General features: G+C 64.2%; 2 protein-coding genes. One reads left to right on the forward strand and one right to left on the reverse strand.

Going from position 1 to position 2,432, the window contains the following annotated elements:
- Positions 1-432 precede the first annotated feature (432 nt).
- Positions 433-1,353 carry a transcriptional regulator GcvA gene (gcvA, locus tag DBR34_RS12760; RefSeq protein WP_128097069.1) on the reverse strand — a complete coding sequence of 307 codons (921 nt, stop codon included), beginning with the start codon at positions 1,351-1,353 and terminating at the stop codon, positions 433-435.
- Between the two features lie 133 nt (positions 1,354-1,486).
- On the opposite strand from gcvA, the gene DBR34_RS12765 reads away from it, so the two are divergent.
- Positions 1,487-2,311 carry an MBL fold metallo-hydrolase gene (locus tag DBR34_RS12765; protein WP_181393992.1) on the forward strand — a complete coding sequence of 275 codons (825 nt, stop codon included), beginning with the start codon at positions 1,487-1,489 and terminating at the stop codon, positions 2,309-2,311.
- Positions 2,312-2,432 lie beyond the last annotated feature (121 nt).

The raw sequence follows: 2,432 nt of genomic DNA on the forward strand, positions 1-2,432 counted from the left end.
GTCTGGTCATGGCGCTTTACCTTGTGGACGCGAAGGGGGCTCCAGCATAGGGCGGTGCGGTGAAGATGCCGTGGTCAGCTGGCTCGGGGCGGGAAGGGCGCCTGGAGCAGGGCGGGCGGAAGCGCGTGCTTCACGATTGGGCCGTTCCCGTTGCTGCTTGCCTTCTACCTGCAGTTCCGTGGCTGGAAGTGGGGAGAGTGGGGAGCTGTTTTCGATGTTGGCTGGGTGGGTGCCCTGCTCATCTTTGGACTGACGCTCTTGTATCTGCTCGGCTGGATGTTGATTGGGCAACGTAGACGGCTGGATAGCTACGTTGCCGCTGCCTCCATCTGCATCCCCCTCACTGGATGTATCGCCCCGTTCCGCGTGAAGGCGCGCGCTTACGCAACGGCCGATATGGCGCCGCCAGGCAAGCCCGACTCCCCGCAGCCGTCAGCTCCCCCGCAGTGAGCTTGACGCCTCGGCGTGTATCCAGTTGCAGAAGGCGTCCGTCGCTGCCTGGTGCCGCCCCTTGGAGGGTCGAATAGTCCAGAACGCATACGCGTTGGGGAGGTGGGGATCAACGGGCCTCACCAGGCGTCCCCGGCGCAGATCTTCTTCTACCAAAGGGGCTAATCCCAACGCGACGCCGTGCCCGTGGATGGCCGCCTCCTGGGCCAGATAGATGCTGGGAAACACCGGGCCGGCGTCAGCTGACACGCCGTGCAGCCCAACCGCACGCAGCCAGGCCGCCCAATCGGGAACGCCCGGTCGCCCTTCGGCGCTCTGGTCGTGGATAAACGCGACATGGGCGATATCGGCGGGCGATGCAATCGGCTTTCCGTCTTTGCGTGACGTGCCTGGGGCGCACACCGGAAACACCGGCGCGTCCATCAACTTCTCAACCTGCACGCCCGGGTATGTGCCAAGGCCGTATCGGATCGCGACATCGACGTTATCCTGATCCACGTCAACCAGCTGATCGCTCGTCAGAACCCGCACATGGATATCCGGGTGGGCCTCATGGAAGCGGTGAAGCCGGGGCGCCAGCCACTTCGCGGCGAACGACTCCAAGGTGCTGACGCGCAGATGGCCGGGTTCAGCAGACGCGCTTCGGTCCAGTGCCAGGTCGAGCATTCCGAAAATCTCAGTGAGCGACGCCGCAAGGGCGGCGCCCTGCGGGGTAAGCGTCACCGCCCGATGGCCGCGCTCGAAGAGCTCGGTGCCCAGGTAGGCCTCGAGGCGTTTGACCTGGTGGCTCACCGCGGCCGGTGTGACAAAGAGCTGGGTGGCCGCCTTCTGGAAGCTGAGGGATCGTGCAGCGGCCTCAAACGCTCGCAACGCAGTGAGGGGAGGGGCGTGGCGCGGCTTCATGAGAGGGTTCCTGCCAGCACGGATCACCCGATCTTATCAGGTTAGTTTTACTAATCTGAAGGCCAAAACTTCTCGTTTGTCGGCGTCTGTCCGCCCGTCAATCATGGCGGCCTCCATTCAAAGGGTAGCCGACATGCATCTGAAACCGCTGGGTCCGGACGTGTTCTTGTGCGTTGGCGAGAACCACCTGTCCGTTGCGACCGTGTTCCTCGATGGCAGCGACGCGCTGCTGGTGGATTCACTGGGCAGCGCGGAGGATGCGGCCGCGTTGCGCGTGCTGATCTGCGACGAGGTGGGGAAAACGGTGCGCGTCATCGTCGCTACCCATTTCATGAGCGATCACATCGCGGGGCTTTCGACCTTTCCCGACGCCCTGGCCATCGCGCATCGCAATTACCGGCACACCTTCCTGTCACAGAACCGCCGTGTCGACGCGTTCTACCGCGAACCGCAGGTGGTGTTCGACAGCGCGATGCGCATTCGCTGGGGCCGCCATGAGCTTCGGCTGCTGCACAACCCCGGCAAGACGATGGATCACATCAGCGTGGATGTTCCCACCGCCGACCTGGTCTGCATTGGCGACAACATCGTGGGGAACATCGTCTACCTCTCCAAGGCCGACCCCGTCCAGATTCGAACGGCCATTGGCCGGGCGAAGCAGTTCGGGCGCGGCACTGTCATTGGCGGTCACATGGGGCGCTTCGACGCCGCCGTGCTCGACAACGCGCTGCACTATCTGGATCGGATTCGCCAGAAAGTGATTGCGATACGCGCGCAGGAAGAGGGTGAATCGCTGGCGTCCCGGTTGGCCGCCATTCGGATCGAGGACTGCCTCGCACCCGGCGTCGAGGCAAGTGCGTTCGAAAGGGAATGGCATCTGCGCAATCTGGAGGCCATTGAAGTCCAGGGCATCTTTGAGCTGGACACCTACCTGGCCCATTCGGCGGAGGTCGCATGAGCGGCTACTTGCCAGATGGCGCGCGGATGGGCCGCCGTACCTTTCTTTCCGGGCTCGCCGCTGGCGCCACGGCCGCGCTTTTGCCGGTCTCCCACGCCGCCGCTCGGCCCCCGTCGGAGGG

Origin of the sequence: Stenotrophomonas sp. HMWF003 (assembly GCF_003061285.1) — a bacterium.
GTDB lineage: Bacteria > Pseudomonadota > Gammaproteobacteria > Xanthomonadales > Xanthomonadaceae > Stenotrophomonas > Stenotrophomonas maltophilia_AP.

Coding starts and splice junctions, on each gene's coding strand:
- gcvA (WP_128097069.1), bottom strand. CDS start 1,353: ATGAAGCCGCGCCACGCCCCTCCCCTCACTGCGTTGCGAGCGTTTGAG.
- DBR34_RS12765 (WP_181393992.1), top strand. CDS start 1,487: ATGCATCTGAAACCGCTGGGTCCGGACGTGTTCTTGTGCGTTGGCGAG.